Origin of the sequence: Diaminobutyricimonas aerilata, from assembly GCF_002797715.1 — a bacterium.
Taxonomy (GTDB): Bacteria; Actinomycetota; Actinomycetes; order Actinomycetales; family Microbacteriaceae; genus Diaminobutyricimonas; species Diaminobutyricimonas aerilata.
In genome coordinates this window covers 658,719-672,357 of sequence record NZ_PGFF01000001.1, presented here as the reverse complement: position 1 = coordinate 672,357, position 13,639 = coordinate 658,719, and the positions used below count along the sequence as shown (strand labels likewise).

The window sequence follows — 13,639 nt, the reverse complement described above, 5'->3', positions numbered from 1 at the left end:
CGCGTACCCTTGATGGTATGTCTGCCCAAAAATCCAAGGCTAGCGGTGTGCTCGGGGCCATCGTCGGCATGCTTGGTTTCAGCGTTCTCGCTGGACTCCTCGTGACCGTCATGGTCACCCCCGCGCTCGCCGTCACCGGCCTCACCGCGAGCACCTCGATCAAGGTGTTCGAAGACCTCCCGAGCTACATCGAGATCGGCCAGCAGGGCGAGCGCACGCGCATCTTCGCCAAGCAGGGCGGTCAGGACGTGCAGATCGCGACGATCTTCGACCAGAACCGCGAACAGGTCGGCTGGGACCAGGTGTCCCAGTACGCCAAGGACGCGCTCACGAGCGGTGAAGACCGCCGCTTCTACGAGCACGGCGGCGTCGACGTGCAGTCGGTCGTGCGTGCCGCGATCGGCAACCTGAGCTCCGGCGGGATCGAGAGCGGCGCGTCGACCCTGACGATGCAGCTGGTGAAGAACATCTTCATCCAACAGTGCTACCAGGACGGCGACTCCGAAGAGCAGACGATGGGCGACTGCATCGAGGCCGCCCAGGAGCAGTCGTTCGACCGCAAGCTCCGCGAGATGCGCCTCGCGATCCAGATGGAGAAGAAGTACTCGAAGGACGAGATCCTGCTCGCGTACCTCAACATCGCCGGCTTCGGCGGCACCACCTACGGCATCGAGGCCGCAGCGCAGCGGTACTACAACACCACGGCGGCCAACCTCACCATCGCGCAGGCCGCGAGCCTCATCGGCATCGTGCAGGAGCCCGGCGCCCGCAACCTTGCCGTGCCCGAGAACTACCCGGCCAACCAGCAGCGCCGCGATCAGATCCTCACCCGCATGCTCGAGGACGAGAAGATCACCCAGGAGGAGTACGACGCCGCGATCGCAACGCCGGTCGACGCGACCACCGTGGTCGTGAACGACCCGAAGAGCGGGTGCCTCTACGCGCACGACTACGCGAAGTTCTGGTGTGACTACGTGCAACGCGTGCTGAAGCTCGATCCGTCGCTGTCCATGCTGGGCGAGGTCGGCGCGGAGCGTGACCAGAACCTCCGTTTAGGCGGCTACGACATCTACACCTCCCTGAACCTCGACCTGCAGACCGTGGCGCAGGACACGGTGCAGCGTCGTGCCCCCAACACCGAGACGCGGATGCCGCTGGGTGCCGCCTCGACGTCGATGGAGGTCGGCACAGGGTGGATCGTCACGATGGCCGAGAACAAGATCTACGACAACACGCCCGCAGCGGAGACCGACCCGACCCGGAGTTCGGTGAACTTCAACACCGATTTCGACTACGGCGGATCCGGCGGATTCCAGACGGGATCGACCTTCAAGCCGCTGACCCTGTTGGCGTGGCTCAAGGCGGGCCACGGCCTCAACGAGGTCGTCGACGGCACCCGCAAGCTGCGTCAGCAGTCCGCGTTCACGAATTCGTGCAACGGCGGCTACGGCGGCGCTCCGTGGGACATCAAGAACGACAGCGGCACGGGCCGCATGTCGGTCCTCAACGCGACGATCGACTCGGTCAACAACGCGTTCATCGAGATGGCGCTCAAACTCGACATGTGCGACATCTCGAAGATCGGCAACAGCCTCGGCATCCACTCGGCCAACGGCGATCCGATCCATGACGAGGTCCCGTCGTTCATGCTCGGTCTCGGCAACGACAATGTCGCACCGCTGACCATGGCGGCGGCGTACGCCACCATTGCGAACAACGGCACGTACTGTGCGCCGCGCGCGATCACCCGCATCGTCTCCCCTGCGGGAGAAGAGCTCGGCGAGCAGCCGTTGCAGTGCCGCCCGAGCGAGATCGACGCCGAGGTGGCCGCCGCCGGCATGTACGCCATGGAGCGCGCATTCAACGGATACGGTGCCGACCCGAATGACGGGACGCCGATGTTCGGCAAGACCGGATCCACGACGAAGTTCCACCAGACGTGGGTAATGGGGTCGTCGACGAAGGTCACGACGGCGACCTGGGTCGGCAACATCAAGGGTCAGACACCGACCACCCGGTTCGGGTACGCGCAGACCCGTCACCAGGTCGCCCGACCCATCCTCGCGGCGATCAACGACGTGTACGGTGGCGACGCGCTGCCGAAGCCTCCGCAGCGCCTCATGACCGGCAACTCGATCACGGTGCCGGACGGGCTCCTCGGACTCTCGCCCGAGGCGGCGCAGCGGGCCATCGAAGCCGCGGACCTCGCGTTCGAGCTCGCGGGCGAGATCGACTCCGACCAGCCCGCGGGCACCGTCGCGGCGACCGATCCGGCCCCCGGCACGGGCGTCTCCGCCGGCACGACGATCCGCGTGTCGATCTCGAACGGGGCCCAGGTGAAGGTGCCGGATGTGGTGTCCGGCAACCCGAGCCCGAGATCAGCGCGCACCGCCCTCGAGGCATCCGGGTTCACGAACATCAGCGAGGCGTGCGTCGTGCAGGAGCCGCACGAACGTGTGGTGTCGGTCAATCCCGCCCCCGGTACGCCCGTGAGCAAGGACACCCCGCTCGTGCTCGGCGTCGGAAAGCCGAACTGTTGACGCCTCCCGTAGGCCGCTCCGCGGCCTCCGCCCTCGGGGCGGCGGCCGCGGTCGGCGTCGGAGCGCTCGCCTACGGGGCGTTCGTCGAGCGGAACGCGTTCCAGGTGCGGCAGGAGGTCGTCCCGATCCTGCGCCCCGGTGCGCGGCCGATCACCGTGCTGCACATCAGCGACCTGCACATGGCCCCGTGGCAGACGGAGAAGCAGGACTGGGTCGCGTCGCTCATCCGATATGAGCCTGACCTCATCGTCAACACCGGCGACAACCTCGGCCACGCCGACGGCCTCGTCGGGGTCGAGCGCGCCCTCGCCGGCTTCGACGGCATCCCCGGTGTCTTCGTGCACGGCTCGAACGACTTCTACGGTCCGACCTTCAAGAACCCGCTGAAGTACCTCGTCGCCCCGTCCGGAGCGCACGGTCCGGAGGAGCCGGACCTCGACACGGCGGCGCTCGACCGGTTCTTCCAGCGGCTCGGCTGGCTCGACCTGAACAACGCCGCGCGCGCCATCGAGCTGCGCGGCTCCCGGCTCGAGTTCTTCGGCACCGGCGACGCGCACCGCGGTTGGGACCGCCTCGGCAAAGTGACCGCCGCGGTCGACGAGATGCGCGAGAACGTCACCTGGTCCGACTCGTCGAGCGGGGTGGAGCCGGTCACGATCGCGGCGACGCACGCCCCGTACCGCCGTGTGCTCGACTCGCTCGTCACCCACGGCGCGGACATCATCTTCGCCGGACACACCCACGGCGGGCAGGTGCGCGTGCCCGGACGCCCCGCGATCGTCACCAATTGCGACGTGCCGCGGGAGCAGGCGCAGGGGCTGTCGACCTGGCGCCACTCCGGCCGCTCGTCCTTCCTCGAGGTGTCCGCGGGCCTCGGCACGTCCATCTACGCGCCCGTGCGTTTCGGATGCCCCCCGGAGGCCGTGGTGCTGACTCTGACCGCGGCGGGCTGACCCCGTCAAGCCCACTGGGATGCCGTCCGGCGCGTCGCCGGAAATCGGCTATCCTTGACGAGGCCCGTTCCGGGTCGCTTCATCGGGGTGTGGCGCAGCTTGGTAGCGCGCTTCGTTCGGGACGAAGAGGTCGTGGGTTCGAATCCCGCCACCCCGACAGATGAAGGAACCCCGCTCGATCATCGAGCGGGGTTCTTCGCATTCCGGGGCAGGTTCAGCTGAAGTCCGGGTCCGGGCCAGATCCGTAGCTGAACTCGACCTTCGGCTTGTACCCGCTGTTGAGCACGCCGCCGGACTCCTCGAGGTAGCACGCGCCGCACAGCGACTCGTAGGTCACCTCGCCGACCGCGGCTCCGGTCGTGTCGATCGCGACCTGGTCGCCGTCGAACACGAAGCGGCCGTCGATCTTGCGGGCGTTGAAGACCGCCTTCCGGCCGCAGCGGCAGATCGTCTTGAGCTCTTCGAGCGAGTGGGCGATCTCGAGCAGGCGGCGGCTGCCCGGGAAGGCGACGGTCTGGAAGTCGGTGCGGATGCCGTAGGCGAGCACCGGCACCCCCTCCTGGATCGCGATGCGCAGCAGGTCGTCCACCTGCCCCTCGCTGAGGAACTGCACCTCGTCGATGAGCAGGCAGCTCACGTCGTCACCCGTGCGCGCGCGGAGCTTCGCGCGCTCACGCTCGAAGAGGGCGTAGACGTCGTCGCTCGCGTCGATCGTGAAGTCGACGGGCCGGGCGACGCCGAGTCGCGAGAGGATGCTCGCCTCGCCCTTCGAGTCGATCGCGGGCTTCGCGAGCAGCACCCGCTGCCCGCGCTCCTCGTAGTTGTAGGCGGCCTGCAGCAGCGCCGTGCTCTTGCCGCTGTTCATCGCGCCGTATCGGAAATAGAGCTTCGCCATTACTCGAGGTACCCGTCTTCTGCTGCACGGCGGATGAGGTCCGCCTTCTTGCTCGCCGGGCGGTTCACCCGGGCGTACTTCTCGCGGACGCGCCGCAGGTAGGTCTTCGCGGTCTCGTACTGCACGTTCATCCGCTCGGCGACCTCAGAGGTGCTGAGCCCGTTCGCGTAGAGGCCGAGCGCCTCCGTCTCGCCCGGGCTGAGCTTCGGGCGATCGACGTTCGCGGCGCCGACGGGCAGGGGCCGCCAGTCCCGCTGCAGCTCACCGCGACGGCCGAGGCCCATCACATCGCGGGCCGCGTCCATCACGTCGCGCAGCGGCAGGGATTTGCTGAGGAACGCCGCGGCGCCGGCGGCGAGGGCTCGCTCACGGGCCTCCTGCGTGTCGAGTCCGCTGAGCACGACGACCTTGGCGCCGGCGGCGCGGCAGGTGCGCACGCGCGCCTCGATCGACACCGGCTCCTTCAACTGGAAGTCGAGGAAGACCAGATCGGTCGGGAAGTTGGCACTGTGCACCATCTCGACCCAGGTGCGGGCGCTCAGCACGACGTCGAAGTCGGGCGCGTTGGCCCCCACCCAGGTGCTGAGGCTGTCGAGCAGCACCTCGTGATCGTCGAGGATTGCGAGGCGCACCCGCGGTCCCGTGTACGGGACGGCCGGCGGCGGCGCCGCGCTAGAGGTCATAGCGGAATTTTAGGGTCACAACGGGGGGCAGCACGTCGATCGCGGTGTCATGGAAGAGCACGCGCAGCACCGCGCGGTACGGCTCGAGGCGACGCTTGAGCTCCGGAGCGCCCGCGGTGACGAGGGCCCGCATCGTCACCTGCACGCTGCGCGCCGCGGACTCCGGCCGACCAACCGGATCCCCGGACACGGACGCGAGACGTACGGAGAATCCGTCGGGGTCGAAGCCGGTCAGACCGACGAGCTCGCCGAGGAGGGCGCGGACGGCGGCGCGCTGGTCGCTCGACATGAGTGGGGCGAGCCGCTCGCCATCGTCGACCGATTCGGCACCGAGCGACTCGCGGCCGGACACCCGCCCGAGGTCGTCGATCGCGTGGTCGAGCCACGACCGGTCGACCTCCGCGACCATCACCCGCCGGATGGAGTCGGAGATCCGGCGTGCGCGCTCGGCATCGGCCGGCGTGATCTCGCCCCGCTCGAGCAGGCTGGTGAAGAACGGCACGACGTCGCGGTTGAGGATCGTCACCCGGTCCTGTTGCACCGACCGCGCGAGGCCGTCGTACATCGAGCGGGTGAGGTCGCGCGTCGCGGCATCCGCTCTGCCCTGCCAGTGCTCGATCGAGCGCACCGACGAGTCGGCGAAGGCGGCTCCCCCGAGACCGAGGGCGAGCACGGGCACGGCGGTCACGATGATCTGGATCGTCTCGGGCGCGCTGTCGGCCGGCGCGGCCTGCAGCAACGCGATGAAACCGACGGCGAGCGTGAGCAGGATCGTCGCGCCGAGCAGCTCCCGCGCCGGACGGTAGGGGGACGCCGCGATGAGGAGTGCCCCGAGCGTGACCGGCGCCCAGTCGTCGAGCACCGGCTCCCGGCCGTGCCACATCGACATGAGACTCAGCACGAGGGATGTCAGCCCGAGAAGCGCGACGGCGACGAAGTGCGACTTCAGCATCGGCGCCCGACGCGGGCTGCTGACGACATCGAGCAGCACCGTCGCGATGCCGAGTGTGAGCAGCGCGGCGATGCCGACCATCGGCAGGTCGAGACTGTCCCACCGCTCGACCGTGCGGAACAGACCGTATGCGAGCCCGTTGAGGAGCACGATGCGGGTGGCCGGACGCGCACCGAGTCCGCCGAGCGGATCCAGCTGCTGGCTCGTGCGTTCGCGGCCGGTCACCGGCGCACCTCCGCCGTGCGCGCGCGGGTCGCCGGGATGGTGATGAGCACCGATGTGCCACGGCCGGGAGTCGACCACACCTCGACGGTGCCGCCGACCGCCTGCACGCGTCCGCGCACCGAGTGCCGCAGCCCGAGGCGATCGGCCGCCGTCGACTCCGGCACGAAACCGCGGCCCCCGTCGACGACCATCGCCGTGACGTCGGTGTCCGAGTCGTAGACGACGACCTCGGCGACATCGGTGCCCGCGTGCTTCGCGACGTTCACGAGGCACTGCGAGACCGCGAGGCCGAGTGCCGTCGCCCGTTCCGAATCGAGCCGCTCGAGCACGGTGGGATCTCCGCTGAAGCGCACGTCGAGTCCCAGTCGCCGCCCCTCCGCAATGGCGGCGTCGAGCGGGCCGCGGCGTGAACCCCGGGTCGCCGGCACGACCGCCTCCTCGCGGAGCCATTCCTCACCGACGAGGGTCTGCAGATCCCGCTCGACCTGGTCGCGGAGCCCGTCGATGAGCGGGCCGGGCGCGGCCGCGGCGACCGCGCCGAGGTGATTGAGCACGGTGTCGTGCATGAGGGCGGCGGCTTTGACCTCCATGTCGTAGCGCACCCGCGAGATCCGCTCATCACGCTCCGCGCGGTGCAGGTTGGGGCTCACCGCACGGTTCCCCTGTCCCGTGACGATGAGGCTCACGAGCGTCGTCGCCATGAGCACGTAACAGATGAACGGGGCCGGATCCAGGGGCTGCGGCAGGCCCGCCTGCGCCGCCGCGAGCGCGGTCGTGGCCTGCCCCAGGGCGAGGCCGAGGGTGCTGCCGAGCAAGGCATACAGCGGCCGAGGCCCGGCTCCTCCCGCCAGCACGAGGGCGACGGCGAGGAAGTCCACCACGTAGGCGTCGGCCGTCGACAGGGCGTTGCGTTGCGAGAGGAACACGAGCGCGTACCAGAACGTGCACGCGGCACCCACCGCGAGATAGGCGACGAGGTTGAACAGCGTGCGCTGGCGGCTCAGCCGTCGCAGGAGCACGAGCATCGGGAGCACGGCGAAGAGGGCGGGCCAGAGCAGCAACGCCGGCTCCGCGACCTGCACGGCGGTCACGGCGAGCACCGCGGCGAAGAGGTGCACGCCCGCCGCGGCGTGGCAGCACCGCGCGACGGCGCGGCTCAAGCTGTAGGGCGCCAGGTGCGCGGGCAGACCCAGTGACACGGGCTCCCCTTCCAGCCGGACCTCCTGATTATGACACCGGCTCGCCTCGTGTCTGTCCCCCTTTTTCACGGGGTGGAGAACGGTGGACCGCACGGTCGCGCGGAGGGATGTGCCCCGCTCAGAAGAGGGTCGGCTCCCGGCCGGGAATCGCGTCGAGCTCGAGCGACAGCGCCGAGCGCTCGGCACCGACCGTGAGCGCCGAACGCTCGGCACCCCGGGCGAGCGCGCGAGACCGGGTGGAGCCGTGGGTCGGATCGGCCATGCCGCGCTCGAGACCGTGGGCCCGCATGAGCGGCCGCACCTTGGCGGCGAGCCAGCGGCGGTACTCCTTCGGGGCGTAGGCGCTGCGCGCGTACATGTCCCCGTAACGGTCGACGAGTTCCGGATGCTCTCGGGCGAGCCAGCCCATGAACCAGTCCTTCACGCCCGGGCGGAGGTGCAACGCGGAGTGCAGCACCTCCGTCGCGCCGGCGGCCTTCACCCGGGCGAGGGCGTCGTCGAGGTGAGCGCGCGTGTCGGTGAGGTAGGGCAGGATCGGCATGAGGAACACCGAGCACGGCAGGCCCCGCTCGCGGATGGCGGCGACCGTCGCCAGCCGGGCACTCGTGCTCGGCGTGCCGGGCTCGAGGCGCTGCTGCAGTTCGTCGTCGTACACCGCGATCGACATGGCGAGGTCGACCGGAACGTGCTCGTTCGCCTCCGCGAGCAGATCGAGGTCGCGGCGCACGAGGGTGCCCTTGGTGAGGATGCTGAACGGCGTCCCGCTCTCGGCGAGCGCCGCGATGATGCCCGGCATGAGGCGGTACCGGCCCTCCGCTCGCTGATACGGATCGGTGTTCGTGCCGAGAGCGACCGGGTGACGCTGCCACGACGGCTTCGCGAGCTCGCCGACGAGCACCTCGGCGACGTTCACCTTGACCACGATCTGGCGGTCGAAATCCTCACCCGAGTCGAGGTCGAGGTACTCGTGCGTCGGTCGGGCGAAGCAGTAGACGCACGCGTGCGAACATCCGCGGTACGGGTTGATCGTCCATCCGTACGGCAGCACCGACGACGACCCGGGCACGCGATTGAGCGCGCTCTTGGCGAGTACCTCGTGGAAGGTGATGCCGGCGAACTCCGGCGTCTGCACGCTGCGCACGAGGTTGTTGAGCTTCGCGAGCCCGGGAAGCGCATCCGGGCTCTCCTCGTTCAGTTCCTGCCCGCTCCACCGCATTCCCTCATTCGAACACACGTTCGAACGATCGGCAAGCCCGGTGACGGGCCCGGACAAGTGGCCGGGCCCGTCGGGGTCAGCCGAAGGCCGGCAGGAGGCGCCCGTTGCGCAGCTCGCGCCGCTGACCCTCCCAGCGCCGCCGGAGCCACCGGTCGTGGCTGGCCACGACGACCGCTCCGGGATACCCGCCGAGGGCGTCCTCGAGTTCGGTCGCGAGGGCGAGCGACAGGTGGTTCGTCGGCTCGTCGAGCAGGAACACGTGCGGCGGCCGGGCGACGATGAGCGCGAGGGCGAGCCGCCGCTGCTGCCCGATCGACAGCACACCGACCGGCCGGTCCACGTCGCGCGGTGCGACGAGCCCGAGCGACACGAGCGAGAGCGCCTCCGCCCGCCGCTCCCCCACGGCACGCTCGTAGATCCGTCGCGGCGACTGGGTCGCATCCGCCCAGCGCACGTCCTGCTCGAGCAGTCCGATGCGCAGTCCCTTCCGGCGCTGCACCGATCCCGCGTCGAGGTGGAGCGTGCCGGCGAGCACGTGCAGCAGGGTCGACTTGCCCGCACCGTTGTGACCGGTGAGCAGGATGCGCGCGGTCGGCTCGATCTGCAGGCTCGGCACCTCCAGTCGGCCGTCGATGCGCGCATCCGTCAGCTGCACGAGCAGTCCGTCGTCGTCGAGCGCGTGCGATCCGCGCGGGATCCCGGAGAAGCGCAGCGGCTCGCGGGGCTTGCGCACCTGGGTCTCGAGCAGCTCCTCGTAGCGACCGCGGGCGTTGCGGATGCGCCGGCTCTTCTGCTGCTCGACCTTGTCGCCGCGCATGCCGAACGCCATCTTGTTGCCGTCGCGGATCGGGCGATCGTGGTTGATGTTGCGCGCGGTCTCGGCGACCGCGTGTTTCAGCAGGCCGAGTTCGCGCTGCTCCGCCTCGTACTGCTCCTGCCACCGGGCGCGTTCGGCCGCCTTCTCGGCGAGGTAGTCGCTGTACCCGCCGCCGAAGCGCGTCGTCCCGCGCCGCGTCCGGTCGATGTCGAGCAGCTCCGTCGCCACCTCGTCGAGGAACGCCCGATCGTGGCTCGCGAAGACGACGGGACCGGGCCAGGCCACGAGCTGTCGCTGCAGGAATGCTGCCGCGTCGTCGTCGAGGTGGTTCGTGGGCTCGTCGAGCAGCAGCGCGTCGGGACGCGAGAGCAGCAGCGCGGCGAGGGCGAACCGGCTGCGCTGCCCGCCGGAGACCTCTTCGAGCCGCCGCTCGAGCGGGATGTCGCCGACGCCGAGTCCGGCGAGTAGTTCGTCGCGGCGTGCGTCCACGCTCCACACGTCGGCGCGCTCGGCGGCGTCGAGCGCGAGCTCGTACCGTCGCACGGCGTCGTCGTCACCCTCGCCGAGGGCGTCGGCCGCCCGCTCGAGCTCGCGTTCGATGCGTCGCACATCGGCGATCGCCTGCTCGATGAGCGTCGACAGCGTCTCGTGCGAAGCCGCCCGCACCTCCTGCCAGAGCAGGCCGGTACGCGCCGGGCGGGCGACGACGCCCGCGTCGGGCACCTCCGCCCCGCCGAGGATGCGCAGGAGCGTGGACTTGCCGGCGCCGTTCTCGCCGATGAGTCCGAGGCGCGTGCCGGGAGCCACGACGAGGGAGACGTCGGTGAGCACGGGTCGGTCACCGTAGGCGTGCGAGATGCCGTCGCTGCGGATGTGGTTGGAAACAGTCGTGACCGCAGGCATGCGGAACCACCCTTCTCGAGAATCGAGATGTTCCCGCCGGGCGGAGCCTCGGACGCGGGACGGAAGGGTGGTCACAACTTCACGAGGAGCGACGATAGACCCGGCCGTGAGCGGATGTCAACCGTCGACGACGGAGCGCGTGCGGAGACCCGGTTCCACGACCCGCTTCGACAGGCTCAGCGAACGGTCGCCCCGCGGTTCCACGACCCGCTTCGACAGGCTCAGCGGGTGCCCTCGGGTCAGGCGGTGAGCTTGAGCTTCTTCGCGGTCGCGGCCAAGGTCCGCTTGGCGACCGCGGGTTTCGCGGCGAGCTGGGTGCCGAAACTCGGCACCATCGCGGCGATCTTCGGCGCCCACGCCTCGATGCGGTCGGGGAAGCACTTCTCGACGAGCCCGAGCATGATCGGCACCGCCGTGGAGGCGCCCGGAGAGGCGCCGAGCAGGCCCGCGATCGTGCCGTCGGCCGACGCGACCACCTCGGTGCCGAACTGCAGCACGCCGCCCTTCTCGGGATCCTTCTTGATCACCTGCACACGCTGCCCGGCCGTGATCTTGTACCAGTCCTTCGGGTCCGCGCCGGGGAAGAACTCCTCCAGCGCGGCGAACTTGGTCGATCTGCGGGCGACGAGCTGCCCGACGAGGTAGCGCACGAGCGAGAGGTTCGACAGGCCGGCGCGCACCATCGGCACGAGGTTGTGCGGGCGCACCGACCCGGGCAGATCCCACCACGACCCGTGCTTGAGGAACTTGGGGCTGAAGCCCGCGTACGGCCCGAACATGAGGCTCGCCTTGCCGTCGACGACGCGGGTGTCGAGGTGCGGCACCGACATCGGCGGCGAACCCACGGCGGCCTTGCCGTAGACCTTCGCACGGTGCTTGGCGACCACCTCGGGGTCGTCGGTGCGCAGGAACTCCCCGCTGACCGGGAAACCGCCGAAGCCCTTGATCTCGGGGATGCCGCTCTTCTGCAGCAGTTTGAGGGCGTGTCCGCCCGCGCCGACGAACACGAAGCGCGCCTCGACCTCGATCGGGGTGAGGCCGATCTCCTGCCGCATCGCGATGCGCCACGTGCCGCGCTTCGTGCGGGAGATGTTGGTGACGCGGTGCTCGAGTTCGACCTTCGCGCCGTTCGCGACGAGGTAACGCGCGAGGTACTTGGTCAGCGCGCCGAAGTCGACGTCGGTGCCGGAGGCGATGTAGGTCGCGGCGATCGGCTGCGCCTTCGCACGGCCCGGGATGAGCAGCGGCGCCCACCGACGGATCTGCGCGGCGTCCTCGCTGTACTCCATGCCGGCGAAGAGCGGGTGGTCTTTGAGCGCCTCGTACCGCTTACGCAGGTACTCGACGTTCGACTCGCCCCACACGAAGCTCATGTGCGGGGTGGCGTTGATGAACGAGCTCGGCTCCGGAAGGTGCCCCTGGTCGACGAGGTGGGCCCAGAACTGGCGAGACACCTGGAACTGCTCGTTGACCTTCACGGCGCTCGTGATGTCGATCGAGCCATCCGGCTTCTCGGGGGTGTAGTTGAGCTCGCAGAGCGCGGCGTGACCGGTGCCGGCGTTGTTCCACGGGTTGGAGCTCTCCATCGCGAGGTCGCTCAGTCGCTCGTAGATGCGGATGTCCCACTCCGGCTCGAGCTGCTTGAGCAGGGTCCCGAGCGTGGCGCTCATGATCCCGCCCCCGATCAGGGCGACGTCGATGGGTTCTGGCACCCGTCAAGTCTACGAGTGGGCTGCCGGTACCCTCGAACGGATGAGGCGGCGGCGGAGCGGTTCGGCGACCCCGATCGTGCTGCTCGGCATCGGGGCGGTCGCCGGAGTCTTCGCCGGCACCTTCGGCGTGGGCGGCGGGATCCTCATGGTCCCCCTGTTGCTGGCGTTCGCGGGCATGGACCAGCGACGCGCATCCGCGACGTCTCTGCTCGCCATCGTGCCCACCTCGCTCGTCGGTTGTGTCGGCTATCTCTTCGGCGAGGGGGTCGACGTGCTCGCGGCCGCGCTCGTGACGCCCGGGGCGATCGCCGGGGCGCTGCTCGGCACCGCCCTGCTGCGCCGCCTGCCGTTGCGCGTGCTCACCTGGGCGTTCGTCGCCGTGCTGCTCCTGGTCGCGTTGCGCACCGCCCTGCTCGTTCCGGAGCGCGGGGCCGACGTCGAATACGACGCGCTGACGATCGGCGGCCTGGTGCTGCTCGGGCTCGTCATGGGTGTCGCCTCGGGCTTGTTCGGCATCGGCGGTGGAGCGATCGCCGTGCCGGCGTTCGTCGCCGTCTTCGGCATGAGCGACCTGCTCGCCAAGGGCACGTCGCTGCTCGTCATGCTGCCGACCGCACTCTCGGGCTCGGTGCGCAACGTGCGGGCGGCACTCGTCGACTGGCGCGCCGGTTCGATCGTCGGCGTCGCGGCGACGCTCGCGTCGCTTCCCGGCGTCGCGATCGCGCACCTGTTGCCCCCGCGGGTCGCGAGCATCCTCTTCGCCCTGCTGCTCGTGGCGTCCGCCGCCCAGCTCGCCGTGCGGGAGCTGCGGCGACGCTGACGCAGGGTCAGAGCCCGAGTTCGTCGAGCGCCTCGCTCATCCGCTCGGCCAGCCGCGCGTATCCCTCGTCGTCGGGATGGATGCCGTCGGCGGCCATCCATTCCGGATGGCCCTCGAGCCAACGCGAGGCACCCGGCACGAAGTCGGCGTCGATCCGCTCGGCGCCGTCGCGTACCCAGCCGATGATCGTGTCGACGGACTCGGAGCGTTCGTCGGTGTACCAGAACGGCTCGACGACGACGATCCGTGCATCCGGTAGTCCCTCGTCGAAGCGCTCGAGATCGTGGTCGATCTGCCGCCGGATGTCCCGGGCCCGGGCGTCGAAGCTGAAGTTGTCGTTGAGTCCCATCGTGACGATGAGGATGTCCGGATCCTGCTCGATGATCGCCTCGGGCACGTCGCCCTCGCCGTAGGCGAAGCGGTTGTTGACGAAGCCGAGACCGTTGACGCTCGGGTTGAACTCGCGCCATCCGCGTTCGGCGCACACGATGCTCGACCAGCGCCGCGACGGCTCGCTCGCGCCGGTGCCGAGCGTGTACGAGTCGCCGTAGAACGCGACGAGCGGCCCGTCGCCGGGAGGCGCCTCGACGTCGGCGACGGGCGCGCACGCGGCGATCACTGCCACCGACACGATGGCGGCCAGCAGGGCGGAGGCGAGTCGGGTCACGACGGGGATTCGGAGCCGTTCGACCGCACGACGGGTCGGTTCATGCCGACAGGCTAC

Annotated in this window: 11 protein-coding genes and 1 tRNA gene; 4 read left to right on the top strand and 8 right to left on the bottom strand. The window is 69.9% G+C overall.

The genetic code is table 11. The features are described from left to right. The first annotated feature begins 47 nt into the window (after positions 1-47). The 3 genes from CLV46_RS03295 to CLV46_RS03285 all read left to right on the top strand — a co-directional run bounded on the left by CLV46_RS03295 (position 48) and on the right by CLV46_RS03285 (position 3,650). Positions 48-2,540, top strand: coding sequence for a transglycosylase domain-containing protein (locus CLV46_RS03295; protein WP_170028518.1), 2,493 nt, complete (start codon positions 48-50; stop codon positions 2,538-2,540). Next, complete coding sequence (locus tag CLV46_RS03290; RefSeq protein WP_100363463.1) at positions 2,537-3,493, top strand: metallophosphoesterase; 957 nt, start codon at positions 2,537-2,539, stop codon at positions 3,491-3,493. Before CLV46_RS03295 ends, CLV46_RS03290 begins: the two co-directional genes overlap by 4 nt. Positions 3,494-3,576: 83 nt before the next feature. After that, positions 3,577-3,650 (top strand) — tRNA-Pro (locus tag CLV46_RS03285). A gap of 57 nt (positions 3,651-3,707) precedes the next feature. Here CLV46_RS03285 and CLV46_RS03280 read toward each other — a convergent pair. The 7 genes from CLV46_RS03280 to CLV46_RS03250 all read right to left on the bottom strand — a co-directional run bounded on the left by CLV46_RS03280 (position 3,708) and on the right by CLV46_RS03250 (position 12,053). Then, the gene (locus CLV46_RS03280) at positions 3,708-4,388 is read right to left on the bottom strand and encodes a thymidine kinase (protein WP_100363462.1); all 681 of its coding nucleotides are present in this window, start codon (positions 4,386-4,388) and stop codon (positions 3,708-3,710) included. After that, the gene (locus CLV46_RS03275; RefSeq protein ID WP_100363461.1) at positions 4,388-5,071 is read right to left on the bottom strand and encodes a response regulator transcription factor; all 684 of its coding nucleotides are present in this window, start codon (positions 5,069-5,071) and stop codon (positions 4,388-4,390) included. Before CLV46_RS03275 ends, CLV46_RS03280 begins: the two co-directional genes overlap by 1 nt. Beyond that, complete coding sequence (locus CLV46_RS03270; protein ID WP_157802202.1) at positions 5,061-6,248, bottom strand: hypothetical protein; 1,188 nt, start codon at positions 6,246-6,248, stop codon at positions 5,061-5,063. The genes CLV46_RS03275 and CLV46_RS03270 overlap by 11 nt, the downstream gene beginning before the upstream one ends. After that, entirely contained in the window at positions 6,245-7,447 is a 1,203-nt protein-coding gene (locus CLV46_RS03265; RefSeq protein WP_100363459.1) for a sensor histidine kinase, read from the bottom strand. The genes CLV46_RS03270 and CLV46_RS03265 overlap by 4 nt, the downstream gene beginning before the upstream one ends. 118 nt (positions 7,448-7,565) lie before the next feature. Next, positions 7,566-8,663 (bottom strand): Rv2578c family radical SAM protein, encoded by a 1,098-nt coding sequence (locus CLV46_RS03260; RefSeq protein WP_100363458.1) that lies wholly within the window; start codon positions 8,661-8,663, stop codon positions 7,566-7,568. Positions 8,664-8,739: 76 nt separating this feature from the next. Next, on the bottom strand, positions 8,740-10,383 hold the full coding sequence (locus tag CLV46_RS03255) for an ABC-F family ATP-binding cassette domain-containing protein (RefSeq protein WP_100363457.1): 1,644 nt from the start codon (positions 10,381-10,383) through the stop codon (positions 8,740-8,742). Between the two features lie 239 nt (positions 10,384-10,622). Further along, positions 10,623-12,053 (bottom strand): malate:quinone oxidoreductase, encoded by a 1,431-nt coding sequence (locus CLV46_RS03250; protein ID WP_245866997.1) that lies wholly within the window; start codon positions 12,051-12,053, stop codon positions 10,623-10,625. Between the two features lie 82 nt (positions 12,054-12,135). On the opposite strand from CLV46_RS03250, the gene CLV46_RS03245 reads away from it, so the two are divergent. Beyond that, the gene (locus tag CLV46_RS03245) at positions 12,136-12,915 is read left to right on the top strand and encodes a sulfite exporter TauE/SafE family protein (protein WP_170028517.1); all 780 of its coding nucleotides are present in this window, start codon (positions 12,136-12,138) and stop codon (positions 12,913-12,915) included. Positions 12,916-12,922: 7 nt separating this feature from the next. Here the strand turns inward: CLV46_RS03245 and CLV46_RS03240 are convergent, their stop codons facing one another. Beyond that, the gene (locus CLV46_RS03240) at positions 12,923-13,582 is read right to left on the bottom strand and encodes an SGNH/GDSL hydrolase family protein (RefSeq protein ID WP_245866465.1); all 660 of its coding nucleotides are present in this window, start codon (positions 13,580-13,582) and stop codon (positions 12,923-12,925) included. Between the last annotated feature and the right edge of the window lie 57 nt (positions 13,583-13,639).